Source organism: Nocardioides ginsengisoli (genome assembly GCF_039537225.1).
GTDB lineage: Bacteria > Actinomycetota > Actinomycetes > Propionibacteriales > Nocardioidaceae > Nocardioides > Nocardioides ginsengisoli.
Genome location: NZ_BAABAC010000049.1, coordinates 224130 through 239838 on the forward strand (window position 1 = coordinate 224130; position 15709 = coordinate 239838).

The 15709-nt window shown below is 69.1% G+C and carries 12 protein-coding genes; 1 reads left to right on the forward strand and 11 read right to left on the reverse strand.

What is annotated here, in order from left to right; genetic code table 11:
* Positions 1-30: 30 nt before the first annotated feature.
* The 8 genes from AB4880_RS24820 to AB4880_RS24855 form a co-directional block, all read right to left on the reverse strand.
* Positions 31-1269 carry an ABC transporter ATP-binding protein gene (locus AB4880_RS24820; RefSeq protein ID WP_367921906.1) on the reverse strand — a complete coding sequence of 413 codons (1239 nt, stop codon included), beginning with the start codon at positions 1267-1269 and terminating at the stop codon, positions 31-33.
* Positions 1269-2327 (reverse strand): ABC transporter ATP-binding protein, encoded by a 1059-nt coding sequence (locus tag AB4880_RS24825; RefSeq protein ID WP_367921907.1) that lies wholly within the window; start codon positions 2325-2327, stop codon positions 1269-1271. Before AB4880_RS24825 ends, AB4880_RS24820 begins: the two co-directional genes overlap by 1 nt.
* Before the next feature lie 10 nt (positions 2328-2337).
* Entirely contained in the window at positions 2338-3387 is a 1050-nt protein-coding gene (locus AB4880_RS24830) for an ABC transporter permease (RefSeq protein WP_367921908.1), read from the reverse strand.
* Positions 3388-3559: 172 nt separating this feature from the next.
* Positions 3560-5287, reverse strand: a complete 1728-nt coding sequence (locus tag AB4880_RS24835) for an ABC transporter substrate-binding protein (protein ID WP_367921909.1) — start codon at positions 5285-5287, stop codon at positions 3560-3562.
* A 97-nt stretch (positions 5288-5384) separates the two neighbouring features.
* Positions 5385-6392, reverse strand: coding sequence for an ABC transporter permease (locus tag AB4880_RS24840; RefSeq protein WP_367921910.1), 1008 nt, complete (start codon positions 6390-6392; stop codon positions 5385-5387).
* Positions 6393-6566: 174 nt separating this feature from the next.
* A complete protein-coding gene (aspS, locus tag AB4880_RS24845) occupies positions 6567-8333 on the reverse strand; it encodes an aspartate--tRNA ligase (RefSeq protein ID WP_367921911.1) in 1767 nt (588 codons plus the stop codon).
* Positions 8330-9736: a histidine--tRNA ligase gene (gene hisS / locus AB4880_RS24850; protein WP_367921912.1), complete on the reverse strand. Its 1407-nt coding sequence runs from the start codon at positions 9734-9736 to the stop codon at positions 8330-8332. The genes aspS and hisS overlap by 4 nt, the downstream gene beginning before the upstream one ends.
* A 2-nt stretch (positions 9737-9738) precedes the next feature.
* Complete coding sequence (locus tag AB4880_RS24855; protein WP_367921913.1) at positions 9739-10452, reverse strand: MBL fold metallo-hydrolase; 714 nt, start codon at positions 10450-10452, stop codon at positions 9739-9741.
* Positions 10453-10498: 46 nt separating this feature from the next.
* On the opposite strand from AB4880_RS24855, the gene AB4880_RS24860 reads away from it, so the two are divergent.
* Complete coding sequence (locus tag AB4880_RS24860; RefSeq protein ID WP_367921914.1) at positions 10499-11737, forward strand: DUF349 domain-containing protein; 1239 nt, start codon at positions 10499-10501, stop codon at positions 11735-11737.
* Positions 11738-11845: 108 nt separating this feature from the next.
* On the opposite strand, the gene AB4880_RS24865 is transcribed toward AB4880_RS24860, so the two are convergent.
* The 3 genes from AB4880_RS24865 to AB4880_RS24875 form a co-directional block, all read right to left on the reverse strand.
* Positions 11846-12811 (reverse strand): hypothetical protein, encoded by a 966-nt coding sequence (locus AB4880_RS24865; protein WP_367921915.1) that lies wholly within the window; start codon positions 12809-12811, stop codon positions 11846-11848.
* Between the two features lie 162 nt (positions 12812-12973).
* Positions 12974-15283, reverse strand: coding sequence for a RelA/SpoT family protein (locus tag AB4880_RS24870; RefSeq protein WP_379228817.1), 2310 nt, complete (start codon positions 15281-15283; stop codon positions 12974-12976).
* 32 nt (positions 15284-15315) lie between these two features.
* A partial coding sequence (locus tag AB4880_RS24875) for an adenine phosphoribosyltransferase (RefSeq protein ID WP_367921916.1) occupies positions 15316-15709 on the reverse strand: 394 nt, incomplete at its 5' end.

Consider the following 15709-nt stretch of genomic DNA (forward strand, 5'->3'; position numbering starts at 1 on the left):
ACGTGGGCGGCACGGCCCGGCAGGAGTCGATCAGGCGCGCCCGATGGACTTGTTGTCGAGGTCGAACCAGGTGTCGGCGTAGCCCGGCTGCTCGACCAGGTCGGTGCTCGGGCTGGCGCCCGGGTCGGGACGGCCCTCGGCGTCGACGCCCAGCAGCCCGGCGGTCAGCGGCTCGCGCGGAGCCTCGCCGATCCGGCCCGGGAAGTGGCAGGCGACCTTGTGCTGACGGCCGATCTGCAGCAGCGGCGGCTCGTGCTTGGCGCAGATCTCCTGGGCGATCGGGCAGCGGGTGCGGAACCGGCAGCCGGACGGCGGGTTGATCGGGCTCGGGACGTCGCCCTGCAGCCGGATCCGGTCGCGCCGCTCGCCCGTCGCCGCCTGGCGCACGTCGGGCACCGCGGAGAGCAGCGCCTGCGTGTACGGGTGGTGGGCGTTCTCGTAGATCGACTCGCGGTCGCCGATCTCGACGATCTTGCCGAGGTACATGACCGCGATCTCCGGGCAGAAGTGCCGGACCACCGCGAGGTCGTGGGCGATGAAGAGGAACGCCACGCCGAACTCGTTCTGGATGTCCTGGAGCAGGTTGATGACCTGCGCCTGGATCGACACGTCGAGCGCGGAGACGGGCTCGTCCGCGACGAGCAGCTTCGGGTGCAGGGTCAGCGCGCGGGCGATGCCGATGCGCTGGCGCTGGCCGCCGGAGAACTCGTGCGGGTAGCGGTTGTAGTGCTCCGGGTTGAGACCGACGATCTCGAGCAGCTCCTGGACCCGGCCGAGGACCTTGTTCCGCGGCAGGAGCTTGTGGATGAGCAGCGGTGCGCCGATGATCGCGCCGACCGTGTGCCGCGGGTTCAGCGACGTGTACGGGTCCTGGAAGATCATCTGGATGTCGCGGCGCAGCGGCTTCAGCTCGCGCGGGTGCGCCTTGGCGATGTCCTTGCCCTCGAACCGGATCTGGCCCGAGGTCGGGTCGTAGAGCCGGGTGATCAGGCGACCGGTGGTCGACTTGCCGCAGCCGGACTCGCCGACCAGACCGAGCGAGCTGGCCTCCGCGACCTGGAAGGAGATGCCGTCGACGGCCTGGACGTGCCCGACGGTACGCCGGAACAGGCCCGGCGACTTGACCGGGAAGTGCATCCGGAGCTGGTCGACCTCGAGGATCGGCTTCGCGTCCTTGGGCGCCACTGCCGCGGCGTGGCCGACGACCTCGACAGGGCCGTCGTTGTCGCCGCTCTCGAACACGGTCTCCGTGCCGGTGTTCTCGCTCATCACAGCTCCTTCGCCAGGTCCGGCGCGATCTCGGGCAGCACCTCGGTCAGGTAGATGGCATCCGGGTCGGGCAGGTGGCAGCGCTTGAGGTGGTGGCCGCCCCGCGCGCCGGCGACCAGCTCGGGAAGGTCGGTCCGGCACAGGTCGCCCGGCACCTTGTCCCGGTGCGCGCAGCGCGGGTGGAAGGCACAGCCGGACGGCGGGTTCAGCAGGCTCGGCGGGCTGCCGGGGATGGGCACCAGCCGGGCCTCGGTGTCACCCGCGACGTCGGGGACGCTGGAGAGCAGGCCCCACGTGTAGGGCATCTCCGGGTGCGTCAGGATCTCGTTGCACGGCCCGTACTCGACGGCGCGGCCGGCGTACATCACCAGGACGTCGTCGGCCATCTCGGCCACGACGCCCAGGTCGTGGGTGATGATGATGATCGCCGAGTTGAACTCGCGCTGCAGGTCCTGGAGCAGGTCGAGGATCTGCGCCTGCACCGTCACGTCCAGCGCCGTCGTGGGCTCGTCGGCGATGAGCAGGCCGGGGTCGTTGATGAGCCCCATCGCGATCATCGCGCGCTGCCGCATGCCGCCCGAGAACTGGTGCGGGTAGTCGTTGACGCGCTTGTCCGGGTTGGGGATGCCGACCCGGTCGAGCATCTCGACCGCACGGGCCTTGGCGACCTTCTTCCCCACCTTGTGGTGGACCTGGTAGGCCTCCATCAGCTGGTTGCCGACCGTGTAGTACGGGTGCATCGCCGACAGCGGGTCCTGGAAGATCATCGAGACCTCGCGCCCGCGCATGCGGCGCATCTCCTCACGGTCGAGGTCGAGCAGGTTGGTGCCGTCGAGAAGGATCTCGCCGCTCACCTGCGCGTTTGTGCCGCGGTGGAGACCGAGGATGGTCGAGCTCGACACGGACTTGCCCGAGCCGGACTCGCCGACGATGCCGAGGGTCTTGCCTCGCTCGAGGTCGAAGGACAGGCCGTCCGTCGCCTTGACGATGCCGTCGACCGTCGGGAAGTGGACCTTGAGGTCGCGGACCGACAGGTACGGGGTGGACGCGGTGGTCACGTGGCGTCTCCTAGCCGACCCGCACGCGCGGGTCGATGAAGGCGTACAGGATGTCGACGATGATGTTGGCGGTGATCACGAATGCTCCGGCGACGAGGACGATCGCGATCAGCACCGGGAGGTCGTAATTGGTGTTGGCCGAGACGGCGAGCTTGCCGAGGCCGTTGAAGTTGAAGATCGACTCGGTGATGATCGCGCCGCCGAGCACGCTCGCGAAGTCGAGGCCGGCCATTGTCACCAGCGGTGTCAGCGCACCGCGCAGCGAGTGCTTGAACAGGATCCGCGGTGTCTTGAGGCCCTTGGCCCTTGCGGTGCGGATGTAGTCCTCGGTCTGCGACTCGAGCACGAAGGCGCGCGTCATGCGGGCGTAGCTGGCCAGGTAGAGCAGCGCCAGCGTGAGCGCGGGCAGCAGCAGATTGTAGAACCAGGTCCACACTCCGCCGTCGGCGATCCGCGTGTACGTGGGCAGAGGATACAGATTCCACTTGATCGAGACGTACTGCAGCAGGAAGGTGCCGATGAAGAACGACGGGAAGGCGTAGATGAACAGCGCCGACCCGACGATGCCGCGATCCATGAACGAGCCCTTGGTCACCGCGGCCAAGACCCCGACCAGCACGCCGAAGAACACCCACAGGATGACGGCGAAGGTCGCGATCGACGCCGTGACGGGCAGCGCCTCTGTCACCATCGAGTTGACCGTGCGGACACTGTAGGTGGAGTAGCCCAGGCAGGGCGCCGAGCAGTTGACGACATTGTCCGGAGCGGCCTTGCGCAGTGCCTCGTCGGCCGGGAACTGACGGCCGGCGACGAGGCCCTTGGTGAACTCGACCCACATCACGGCCGGGCCCTTGATGTTGCTCTCCCAGACGCCCTTGCCGCGCTCGGGGTAGCCGAGCGACTTGCGGGCCTGCTCGCGCTGGACCGGCGAGCAGCTCTTCCCGCAGGCGTAGCGCGCGGGGTCGACGGGCGAGGCGAAGAACAGAAGGAACGTCACCATGCTCATCGCGAGCAGCATCACGACGCCGGCGACGATGCGCCGGATGACGTAAGCCAGCATGCAGAACTCACCTCAATGATTCGAATGCGGTGGGTGGGTGGATGTGCCCGGTCCCGACGACCGGGTGGACGCGACGAGCGCCCACCCGGTCGGGTAGGTGTCCTGGTCGGACGGCGGACCCGAGGGTCCGGGTGGCGGGAGCGGGGCCCGAGCCCTGCTCCCGCCGGTTGGATCACTGCTTGATGCTGATGAAGCCCAGGTCCGGGAAGCCGTTGGAGGCCGGGGTCGTCTCGAAGTTCACCTTCGAGCCGTGGACCCAGTTGAACAGCGACTGCTCGAGCGGGATGTAGGCGTAGTCCTTGCCGAGGACGGCGTCGGCGTCCTGCAGATACTTCGTCTGGTCCTCGATCGTGGTGGCGTTCTGCGCCTGGTCGACGAGCTTGTTGAACTCGTCGCTCTTGTAGTTGCCGTAGTCGTTGTTGTTCGACGTCGACGACAGGTTGACGCGGCTGTCGAACAGCGGCGGGGTCACGGTCAGCGCCGACGGCCAGTCAGCACCCCAGCCGGCCCAGGTGATGTCCGAGTCGGAGTTCGGGTCCTGGATGGTCGGGTAGTAGGCGTCGGTCAGCGGGTTCAGCGAGACGCTGAAGCCGGCCTTGTCCCACGTGTCCTTCAGCGCCGCGGCCTGCTTGTTCGACGTCTCGGCGGTGCCATCGTAGGTGAACTTGATCTTGTACGGCATCTTGATGCCGGCGTCGGCCAGGATCTTCTTCGCGGCGGCCGTGTCGCCCGCACCCGGGCTCGAGAACTGGTCGAGCTTCTTGTAGCCGGGAACCGACGGGTTCACGATGGTGTAGGCCGGCTTGTAGAACTTCGGGCCGCCACCGGCGGTGATCCAGCCGTTGATGTTCGTCGCGACGGCGAGGGCCTGGCGCACCGGAAGGGCGAGGCGCTTGACGTTCGGCACCAGGTAGTCGACGTACGGCGACTCGACGTTCTGGTAGCGGTTGCCGAGCGACGCGGCCTTCTGGATGAACTGCGGCAGGATCCGGTTGCCGGTCACGGCCGACTGGACGTCGGGGCTGTCCTGGATGAACAGGTTGTTGATCGTCTCGGGCGTGCTGCCGATCTTGAAGACGATCGAGTCGGGGTACGCGCCGCGGACGTCGGTGGAGTCGGTCTTGGGGTCGTACTCCGGGTTGCGGACCAGCGTGCCGCCAGTGTTCTCCGCCCACGAGCCCTGCAGCTTGTAGGGGCCGTTGGAGAAGATCTGGAAGTTCGAGCCGTCGCCCTTGTCCTTGTCCTTGCGGAACGGGTCCATCATGTGGAGCGCCGCGATCGCAAGCGGGAAGTCCGGCCACGGCTTCTTGAAGTTGTAGGTGATCTCCTTGCCGTTGCAGGTGATCGCCTTGTCGAAGTCGGCCTGGCCCTTGCCCGTGTAGGGGCCCTTGTACGACGGCGAGCCGTCAGGGGCGGCCGGCACGTCGAGGTAGGACAGCAGGTAGTTCGGGCCACCGGTGATGATGTCGTTGGCGAACGAGCGCGAGGCGCCGTACTTGAAGTCCTCGCAGGTGATGTCCTGTCCGTCCTCCCACTTCACACCATCCTTGATGGTGAACTTCCACACCTTCCCGCCGTTGGACGACGTGCCGGTGTCGGTGGCGAGGTCGGGGACCGGGGTGTTGGCCGTCTTGAGGTCGGTCGACACCGGGAAGGTCACCAGCTGGCGGTAGACCGTGCGGGAGAGGTTGCTGATGTCGCGACCGACGTAGACACGCTGCGGGTCGGTGTGACCGAGCGGGGAGGCGAGCAGGTAGGTGAGCGTGCCTCCCTTCTTGGCAGTGGTGTTGCCGCTGCCCGGCTTGTTGTTGTCGCTGCTACCACCGCCGCAGGCGGCGAGAGTGACCGCCATGGCAGTCGCAGCGGTTGCCGCGAGCAACCGCTTTCGAGTGTTGGCCATTACTTCTCCTTCGGTGTGTACGCGCCAAGCGGCGGCACAATCGACGACGCCGTGTCGCCGAGGTCTCTTGCGTGTTCTCTTGCGGGTCGCCGCTGGGTCAGCGGTTGGACTTGGGGTCGAGCGCGTCACGCAGCCCGTCGCCGAGCAGGTTGAAGCAGACGACGATGATCGCGATGGCGAGCGCCGGGGCGAAGAAGAACACCGGGTCGCTGTCAGCGAAGAAGAGCGAGTCGCGCAGCACGTTGCCCAGCGTCGGCGTCGGCGGCCGGATGCTCACGCCGAGGTAGCTCAGCGCGGCCTCCGCCGAGACGTAGGCCGGCAGCAGCAGCGTGAACGAGACGAGCAGCGGGGCCCAGAGGTTCGGCAGGATCTCCTTGAAGTAGATCCGGCGGCGCGAGGCGCCGAGCAGGACGGCGGCGTGGACGAACTCGCGCTCACGGATCGACAGCACCTGGCCGCGGATCAGACGCGCGATCGGCGGCCAGCCGAAGATCGCCAGGAAGAGCACGACGTACGTCGCCCAGGCCACGTCGCCCGGGGGCACGTGGATGTAGTTGACGAGCAGCGCGTACATCGGTGCCGAGAGCGCCAGCAGCATCAGCGTCGAGGGGAACGACAGCGTCAGGTCGATCAGCCGGCCGATGAGGCCGTCGGTCCAGCCGCCGCTGAAGCCGGCGATGATGCCCATGACGGTGCCGAACGTCATGGCGAGCAGGCTCGCGATGACGGCGATCGTCAGCGAGAGCGTGGTGCCGAGCCAGACCCTCGACAGCACGTCGCGTCCGAGGCCCGGCTCGACGCCGAGCCAGTGGTGGCTGCTGATGCCGCCCCAACTTCCCGTGGGCAGGGTGTACTCGTTGAGCAGGTCCTGGTGCGGCGTCTGATAGTCGAGCACGCCGAACTTCACCAGGAACGGTGCCGCGACGGCAGCGACGACGTAGATCACGACCACGGTGAACGACACCATGGACAGCTTGTCCTTGCGGAACCGCTCGAGGGCGAGGCGGGTCGGGGTCTTTCCGGCGACCTTCTGGAGAGCCTCGTCGTCCGGGTGTCCGGTGGGATCCGGGATGTCGCTCTCGAGGGTGCTCACCGTGGTGGTCATGTCACCTCTATGTCCGTTGTGCCTCGCCCTCCGCACTGGGGGCGCGGAGGGTCCGTCCGTGGCGCCGATCACTCGGCGCCGCGTGCGACTCTAGGACAGGAAGAGGCTACGAACGAGCACTGTGCGGTAACGGTTTGGTCTCGACCCTCGGCAAACCGTCCGGCCCCGGAGGGCTCAGACCTTCTTTTCATCCTCCGGACGGGCGTCCACACCGGCTTCCTTCCGCTGCTCCGGCGTGATCGGCGCCGGAGCGGCCGTCAGCGGGTCGTAGCCGCCGCCGGTCTTGGGGAAGGCGATGACGTCGCGGATCGAGTCCGTTCCGGCCAGCAGCGCGACGACACGGTCCCAGCCGAACGCGATGCCGCCGTGCGGCGGCGCGCCGAACTTGAACGCCTCGAGGAGGAAGCCGAACTTCTCCTCCGCCTCGGCCTCGCCGATGCCCATCACCTCGAAGACCCGCTTCTGGATGTCCTCGCGGTGGATACGGACCGAGCCGCCGCCGATCTCGTTGCCGTTGCAGACGATGTCGTAGGCCCACGCCAGCGCGTTGCCCGGGTCGGTGTCGAAGGACTCCAGGTCCTGCGGGCTGGTGAAGGCGTGGTGGACGGCGGTCCACGCTCCCCCGCCGACGGCCACGTCGCCCGCGGCGGTGGCCTCGTCGGCCGGCTCGAAGAGCGGCGCGTCGACGACCCAGAGGAAGCTCCAGGCGCTCTCGTCGATGAGGCCGGCTCGGCGGCCGATCTCGAGGCGCGCGGCGCCGAGCAGCGACCGGCTGGCCTTCACCGGGCCGGCGGCGAAGAAGATGCAGTCGCCCGGCTGGGCGCCGACGTGGGCGGCCAGGCCGGCCTTCTCCTCGTCGGTGATGTTCTTGGCGACCGGGCCGCCGAGCTCGCCGTCCTCCTGGACCAGCACGTAGGCCAGGCCCTTGGCGCCACGCTGCTTGGCCCACTCCTGCCAGGCGTCGAGCTGCTTGCGGGGCTGGCTCGCGCCGCCGGGCATGACCACCGCGCCGACGTACGGCGCCTGGAACACGCGGAACGGCGTTTCCTTGAAGTAGTCGGTGCACTCGACCAGCTCGAGGCCCATCCGCAGGTCGGGCTTGTCGGAGCCGTAGCGGGCCATCGCGTCGGCGTAGGTCATGCGCGGCAGCGGCAGCGGGATGTCGTAGCCGATCAGCTTCCACAGCGCGGCGACGATCTGCTCGCCCAGGGCGATCACGTCGTCCTGGGTCACGAAGCTCATCTCGATGTCGAGCTGGGTGAACTCGGGCTGACGGTCGGCGCGGAAGTCCTCGTCGCGGTAGCAGCGCGCGATCTGGTAGTAGCGCTCCATGCCGGCGACCATGAGCAGCTGCTTGAACAGCTGGGGGCTCTGCGGCAGGGCGTACCAGCTGCCGGGCTGTAGCCGGGCCGGAACCAGGAAGTCGCGGGCGCCCTCGGGCGTGCTGCGCGTCAGCGTCGGGGTCTCGATCTCGACGAAGCCGTGGCTGTCGAGGACGTCGCGCGCGGCCTTGTTGACCTTGCTGCGCAGCCGGATGGCGTGCCCGGGGGCGGTCCGGCGCAGGTCGAGGTAGCGGTGCTTGAGCCGCACCTCCTCCCCCACGTCGACATGGTCGCTGATCGGGAACGGCAGCGGCGCCGCGGTGCTCAGCACCTCGACGTCGCTCGCGACGACCTCGATCTCGCCGGTCGGCAGGTTCGGGTTGGCGCGGCCCTCGCCGCGGGCGACGACCTCGCCGGTGACCTTCAGGCAGTACTCGGCGCGCAGCGCGTGGGCCACCGCCTCGTCGCGGATCACCACCTGGACGACGCCGCTGGCCTCGCGCAGGTCGATGAAGGCCACGCCACCGTGATCACGCCGATTGGCCACCCACCCGGCGAGGGTGACGGTCTGGCCGACGTGCGCGGCGCGGAGGGCGCCTGCGTCCTGGTTGCGGATCACGAGGAGTGCCTTTCGGTGTGGGTGACCACCTGCGGTCGCAGGTCTTCGGTAGGAGGCTGCCAGGTCGCGCGATCGGCGGCGACCTGGTTTCCGGAGCGGATGTCCTTGATCTCGTCGGGCTTGCCGGCCGCGCCGGTGAACCAGACGTACGGGATGCCGCGCCGCTCGGCGTGGCGGATCTGCTTGCCGAACTTGGCCGCGCTGGGCGCGACCTCGCACGGGATGTCGCGGGCGCGCAGCGCGGTGGCGACCTCGTCGGCCCCGGCACGCGACTCCTCGTCGGTGACCGCGACCAGGACGACGCTCGGCACCGAGCGGTCGGCGGTCAGCCCGCCGCGCTGGATGAGCGTGACGAGCAGCCGGCTGAGGCCCAGGGAGATGCCGACGCCGGGGTACGTCGTACGGCCGTCGGACGCGAGGGCGTCGTACCGGCCGCCGGAGCAGATGGAGCCGAGCGACTCGTAGCCGTCGAGTCGGGTCTCGAAGACGGTGCCGGTGTAGTAGTCGAGGCCGCGGGCGATCGACAGGTCGGCCTCGATGCGGGTGCGCTCGGTGGCCAGCGGCGCGCAGGCGCGCACCAGCGTCGCGAGCTCGTCGAGGCCCTCGTCGAGCAGCTCGTGCTCGACGCCGAGCGCCCGGACCCGCGCGACGAAGGAGTCGTCGGTGGTCCGGATGGTCGCCAGCGCGAGCGCCTTGTCGGCCTGGTCGTCGCTCACGCCCGCCTCGGTGAGCAGCAGCTCGCGCACCGTGGCCGGGTCGAGCTTGTCGAGCTTGTCGACCAGGCGCATCACCTCGTCGACGCCGTGCTCGTCGAGACCGAGGCCGGCGTAGAAGCCCTGGATCAGCTTGCGGTTGTTGACCTGCAGCCGGAACCCCGGCAGGCCGATGGAATCAGGACTGGCGAGCTTCCCCAGTGCCTCGAGCATGACCCGGGCGACCTCGACGTCGTGGTGGAACGACAGGGTGTCGCGCCCGACGATGTCGATGTCGGCCTGCGTGAACTCGCGGAACCGGCCCTCCTGGGGCCGCTCGCCGCGCCACACCTTCTGGATCTGGAAGCGGCGGAAGGGGAACTCCAGCTTGCCGGCGTTCTCGAGGACGTAGCGCGCGAAGGGAACGGTCAGGTCGAAGTGGAGGCCGATGCCCTTGGCTCTGTCATCGGCGCCGGCGTCGTCCGCCTGGAGGCGCCGCAGGACGTAGACCTCCTTGGACGTGTCGCCCTTGCGCAGGAGCTGGTCCATCGGCTCGACCGCGCGCGTCTCGATGTTGGCGAAGCCGTGCAGCTCGAAGGTGCGCGCCAAGGTGGCGACGACCTGCTGCTCGACGTAGCGCTGGGCAGGGAGGAGCTCGGGGAAGCCGCTGAGCGGTCGGATCGGTGCGGCCTTGGCCTTCTCAGATGTCACGGTCACAGTCCTCGGGTGACCCGGCCGGTGTCGCCGGAGTCGAGCAGGTCGAGCAGGAACGGGTTGGTCGCGCGCTCGCGACCGATGGAGGTCTGCTCACCGTGGCCCGGCAGGACGACGATGTCGTCGGCCAGCGGCAGCACCTTGGTGGTGAGCGAGCGGAGCATGGTGGCGTGGTCGCCGCCGGGCAGGTCGGTGCGTCCGATCGAGCCCTGGAAGAGCAGGTCGCCGGAGAACATCACCTCGGAGATCTCGGGGCTGTTGCTCCACGGCGTGCGGAAGGTGACCGAGCCGGCGGTGTGCCCCGGCGTGTGGTCGACGACGAAGTCGAGGCCGGCGAGCTCGAGCCGGGCGCCGTCGGTCAGCTCGGCGACGTCGTCGGGCTCGGTGAACTCGTAGTCGCCGCCGAGCAGCATGCCGGCCGACTCCTTCGAGATGCCGGCCATCGGGTCGCTGAGCAGATGGCGGTCACCGGGATGGATCCACGCCGTGGCGTCGTAGGCGCCCGCGACGGGCGTCACCGACCACATGTGGTCGATGTGTCCATGGGTCAGCAGCACGGCGACGGGCTTGAGCCGGTGCTCGCGGACGACGTCGGCGACGCCGGCAGCGGCGTCCTTGCCGGGGTCGATGACCACGCACTCGGCGCCCGGTGCCGTGGCCGCGACATAGCAGTTGGTGCCCCACGGTCCGGCGGGGAAAGCGGCGATCAGCACCGGGTCAGCCTATCGACTGTGCCGGCTTTGATTAGCATGGGCCACTGTGACTACCTCCGACTGGGGCCGCGTCGACGACGACGGCACCGTCTACGTGAAGACGACCGATGGCGAGCGGGCGGTCGGGCAGATGCCCGACGCGACGCCCGAGGAGGCTCTGGCCTTCTACACCAAGCGGTACGACAACCTGGCTCTCGAAGTGGACCTGCTCCACCAGAGAGTCCTGACCGGCGTGCTCTCCCCCGAGGAGGCGGCGTCGTCGGTCAAGCTCGTACGCGATCAGCTCGCCGACATCCACGCCGTCGGAGATCTGGCGGCCCTGGCCCGCAAGCTCGACGAGCTCGGCCCGGTGATCGCCACCCAGCGCGACGCGCGCAAGGCCGCCAAGGCCCAGCGCGTGGCCGACGCGCGGGCGGAGAAGGAGAAGCTCGCCGTCGAGGCCGAGAAGATCGCCTCCGGCCGCGACTGGCGCAACGGCGCCAACCGGCTGCGCGAGCTGCTCGAGGCCTGGAAGCAGCTCCCCCGCATCGACAAGGCGGCCGACGACGAGCTGTGGAAGCGCTTCTCGAGCGCGCGGTCGTCGTACACGAAGGCGCGCAAGGCACACTTCGCCGAGCAGGACGAGCGCCGCGAGGGCGCCCGGGTCATCAAGGAGCGCCTGGTCGCCGAGGCCGAGGCGCTGTCGTCGTCCACCGAGTGGGGCCCGACGTCGGGCCGCTACCGCGACCTGATGCGCGACTGGAAGGCCGCCGGCCCCGCACCCAAGGCCGTCGACGACGAGCTGTGGCGTCGCTTCCGCGGCGCGCAGGACACCTTCTTCGGCGCCCGGGACGCGGCCAACGCCGCGCTCGACACCGAGTTCGCGGCCAACGCCGTGGTCAAGGAGGAGCTGCTCGTCGAGGCCGAGGCGATCGCCGCCGCGCTCGAGTCCTCGGGCGACCTGGCCGCCGCCAAGGCCGCCTTCCGCGTGGTCGCCGAGAAGTGGGACGAGGCCGGCAAGGTGCCGCGCGATCGGATCAAGGACCTCGAGGGCCGGATGCGCGCCGTCGAGAGCACCATCCGCAAGGCCGAGGACGACCAGTGGCGTCGTACCGACCCGGAGAAGTCGGCGCGCGCCGACGACATGGTCTCCAAGCTGGAGGCCGCCATCGCCGAGGCCGAGGCCAAGCTCGAGGCCGCCCGGGCGCGCGGTGACGAGAAGAAGGTGCGCGAGCTCGAGGAGAACCTCGAGGGACGCCGGTCCTTCCTCGAGATGGCCCGCAAGGCGTCGGCCGACTACCGCTGAGACGTGCTGGGGGGTGGGAATCCCCGCTTCAGCGGGGATTCCCACACTTAATGACGCTTGCAAGGGCCAGGAACTATCAGTTTCCGGCAGGAAGTTGCGCGCCGAGGGCTACCCCGCCGCTCGACGGGACCGCGAGACCGACGCGATCAGATCCCGGACCCGTCGCTCGAGACGAGGCGGATCTGCAAGGTCGTCCCAGGTGACGCGCAGGCATCGCCAACCGGTCAGCTCTGCGACGGTCTCCTCGCGCCGCTTCTCGCGCACGACCGCATCGGCGGGCGACTCTCCCGTGCGCAGGAAGCGCTCGTACTTCACCCGCCCGTCGAACTCCATCCACACACCCAGCTCCGGGAGAGCGAAGTCCAAGCGCGCCACGAGCGTCGAGCCGTCGTACACCTCGAATTGAGGAATGGGCTTCGGCAGGCTGCGGGCGAAGAAGAAGTAGGCCATGCGGGTCTCCCCCACCGACTCGTGGCGTGCATCGGCGAGCCGAAGGACGAGGTCCGTCGTCAATGAGCTCGGCCAGCGATCCATCGACGCCTCATACCGTGCGGCAAGCGTGGGGAGGTCGTATTCGCCGCGGTGGAGAAAATGGTTGACGACCACCAAGGACGCTTCGACGGAACCGACGAGCGAAGCCTCGAGTGTCGCGCGCAGAGCAGACATGACGTCCACGTCATGCAACTCCACGACGTCACCGCTCATCAGCTGGCCGCAATGACGCCGGATGCCAGCCTCTCGACGTCCCGAGCGTCCATCGACACGCGTCAGGTGTACGTCGTCGAGATCGAAGCCCCAGACGGGGGCGTCATGGAACGGCAGCGCTGATACGTGGCTGAGGATGACTCCCGTGTGCGCCTGACGAAAGGCTGCCCGACACCGAAGGGCGTACTGCTGGTCCGGCGAGAGGCTTCGCCACAATGGACCGTCGACGTAGGCACCACGTCGGGGTCGGGCCAGCCATCCGAGCTGCACCGCTCGCGCGAGCGACTGGTCCGAATGCGCGCCGGAGTCCAAGAGCTCGCGTCGCAGGCGAATCGCCGCGAGACGGGGATCGTCATGTCCAAGTTCCACGACGGAACGCTGCCCTGCCTTGGAATGGACTAGGCCAACGATTTTGAAGCTGTGGATAAGCGGCTGTGGTCGGCAACTGCCTGCCGTCTTCCGCTGCTTCCTGACGCTTGCAAGGGCCTGGAAGTGAGGGAATCCCCGCTGAAGCGGGGATTCCGAACCCAGCTACTGCGTCACGCGATAGGCGTCGAACACGCCCGGCACCGACCGGACCGCCTTGAGCACCGTGTCGAGGTGCTTGGCGTCGGCCATCTCGAAGGTGAAGCGCGACTTGGCCACGCGGTCGCGGGACGTCGTCAGGTTGGCCGAGAGGATGTTCACGTGGGCGTCCGAGAGCACCATGGTGATGTCGGACAGCAGCCGCGAGCGGTCGAGCGCCTCGACCTGGATGTTGACCAGGAAGGTCGACTGGCCGGTGGGCGCCCACTCGACGTCGACCAGCTTCTCCGGCTGGGCGAGCAGGCTGGCGGCGTTGGTGCAGTCCTTGCGGTGCACCGAGACTCCCCCGCCCTTGGTCACGAAGCCGAGGATCGAGTCGGGCGGAACCGGCGTGCAGCACTTGGCCAGCTTGACCCAGACGTCGGGTGAGCCGGTGACGATCACGCCCGCGTCGCCGCCCGTGGGGCGGGGACGCCCGCGGCGGCCGGTGATGGTCACCGCCTCGGCGAGGTCCTCGCGGGCCCCCTCGTCGCCGCCGTGCAGCTCGATCACCTTGCGGACGACGGTCTGTGCGCCGAGGTTGCCCTCGCCGACGGCCGCGTAGAGCGCCGAGACGTCGGTGAGCCGGAAGGCACCGGCGACGACGGTGAGCGAGTCGTGGCTGAGCAGCCGCTTGAGGGGCAGGCCCTCCTTGCGCATCAGCTTGGCGATCTCGTCCTTGCCGCGCTCGATCGCCTCCTCGCGCCGCTCCTTGGTGAACCACTGGCGGATCTTGGAGCGGGCGCGCTGCGACTTGACGAAGTTGAGCCAGTCGCGCGACGGCCCGGCGCCCTCGGCCTTCGACGTGAACACCTCGACCACGTCGCCGTTCTCGAGGGTCGACTCCAGCGGCACCAGCCGGCCGTTGACCCGCGCGCCGATGGTGCGGTTGCCGACCTCGGTGTGGACGGCGTAGGCGAAGTCGACCGGCGTCGAGCCCGACGGCAGCGCGATCACGTCGCCGCGCGGGGTGAACACGTAGGTCTCGGTCTGGTTGATCTCGAAGCGCAGCGACTCCAGGAACTCGCCCGGGTCCTCGACCTCGCTCTGCCAGTCGAGCAGCTGGCGCACCCACGTCATGTCGTCGAGGTCGCCGCGCTGGTCGGTGTCGTTGCCGGCGCGGCCGTCCTCCTTGTACTTCCAGTGGGCGGCGACGCCGTACTCGGCGCGGCGGTGCATCGCGAAGGTGCGGATCTGCATCTCCACCGGCTTGCCCTGCGGGCCGATCACCGTGGTGTGCAGCGACTGGTACATGTTGAACTTCGGCATCGCGACGTAGTCCTTGAACCGGCCGAGCACCGGGTTCCAGCGCGAGTGCAGCACACCGAGGACGCCGTAGCAGTCGCGGTCCTCCTCGACGAGGATCCGGATGCCGACCAGGTCGTAGATGTCGGAGAAGTCGCGGCCGCCGACGATCATCTTCTGGTAGATCGAGTAGTAGTGCTTCGGCCGGCCGGTGACGGTGGCCTTGATCTTCGCCTCGCGCAGGTCCTTCTCGACCTGGCTGATCACCTCGGCGAGGAAGGAGTCGCGCGAGGGCGCCCGCTCGGCCACGAGCCGCACGATCTCGTCGTAGATCTTCGGGTGGAGGGTCGCGAACGCGAGGTCCTCGAGCTCCCACTTGATCGTGTTCATGCCGAGCCGGTGGGCCAGCGGGGCGTAGATGTCGAGCGTCTCGCGGGCCTTGCGCTCCTGCGTCGACTGCTTGACGAAGCGCAGCGTGCGCATGTTGTGGAGCCGGTCGGCGAGCTTGATGACCAGCACCCGGATGTCGCGCGACATCGCCACGATCATCTTGCGGATGGTCTCGGCGTTGGCCGAGTCGCCGTAGACGACCTTGTCGAGCTTGGTGACCCCGTCGACGAGCCGGGCGACCTCGTCGCCGAAGTCGCGGCGACACTCCTCCAGCGTGTACGGCGTGTCCTCGACCGTGTCGTGGAGCAGCGCGGCGACGAGCGTCGGCTCGGTCATGCCGATGCCGGCGAGGATGGTGGTCACCGCGAGCGGGTGGGTGATGTAGGGGTCGCCGCTCTTGCGCTTCTGCTCGGAGTGCAGCCGCTCGGCGGTGACGTAGGCGCGCTCGAGCAGCGCCAGGTCGGCCTTGGGGTGGTTGGCGCGGACCGCGCGGAAGAGCGGCTCGAGGACCGGGTTGGAGACCTGGCCGCGGCTGCCCATGCGCGCCAGCCGCGCGCGGACGCTGCGCCCGGCGGGCGGCTCCGCGGGGACGGGCGCGACCGGCCGCGGTGGGACGCGGGGAGAGGTGCGCTCTTCCGTCATTCCCCCAGTCTATGGGGCCGCGCCATCGCGCGTCAGACGGTGGCCAGCACCTCGACCGGGACGTCGCCGAGCACGGCGCGCCCGGACAGGAAGCCGAGCTCCATGAGCACCGCGAAGGTCACCGCTCGCGCGCCGCAGCGGGCGATCAGCTCGCAGGTCGCGCGGGCCGTGCCGCCCGTCGCCAGGACGTCGTCGATCACCAGCACCCGCTCCCCCGGCGTGAAGGCGTCCTGGTGCAGCTCGAGCACCGCCTCGCCGTACTCGAGGGCGTAGGCGACCCGGTGCGTCTCGTGCGGCAGCTTGCCGGCCTTGCGCACCGGCACGAAGCCGACCCCGAGCTCGACCGCCACCGGTGCCGCCAGGATGAACCCGCGCGCCTCCATGCCGACGACCTTGTCGACGACCGGACGGCCGTCGGCGTCGCGG

Coding starts and splice junctions, on each gene's coding strand:
- AB4880_RS24820 (WP_367921906.1), bottom strand. CDS start 1,269: ATGAGCGAGAACACCGGCACGGAGACCGTGTTCGAGAGCGGCGACAAC.
- AB4880_RS24830 (WP_367921908.1), bottom strand. CDS start 3,387: ATGCTGGCTTACGTCATCCGGCGCATCGTCGCCGGCGTCGTGATGCTG.
- AB4880_RS24835 (WP_367921909.1), bottom strand. CDS start 5,287: ATGGCCAACACTCGAAAGCGGTTGCTCGCGGCAACCGCTGCGACTGCC.
- AB4880_RS24840 (WP_367921910.1), bottom strand. CDS start 6,392: ATGACCACCACGGTGAGCACCCTCGAGAGCGACATCCCGGATCCCACC.
- AB4880_RS24870 (WP_379228817.1), bottom strand. CDS start 15,283: ATGACGGAAGAGCGCACCTCTCCCCGCGTCCCACCGCGGCCGGTCGCG.